This is a genomic window from Bradyrhizobium sp. WSM4874 (assembly GCF_055811835.1).
The window spans coordinates 1-205 of sequence record NZ_JBVVPR010000312.1 but is presented as its reverse complement, the minus strand read 5'-3'; the positions used below and the strand labels follow the sequence as shown (position 1 = coordinate 205).

The following is a 205-nucleotide window of genomic DNA, read 5'->3' as shown; positions in this document are numbered from 1 at the left end:
GCCACCTGGATGATCCGCGGCGGGATCCGGGTGATGATCCGCCCCGACAGCCGCGCCAACAGGCCCGCCATCGAGATCGCCGATATTCTGCGCCGGCATGGCGACACCTATCGCCGTGACCATGCCGGTCATCTCGGTCGGGTCGAGCGGCGCGTGATGAGCGCAATCGTGGCGTGCCGGACCGAGGCGCTCGGCGGCCACATGG

At 69.8% G+C, this 205-nt stretch carries 1 pseudogene; it reads left to right on the top strand.

The features are described from left to right. Positions 1-205, top strand: a pseudogene (locus AC0L3P_RS40445) (hypothetical protein); the annotation flags it as partial.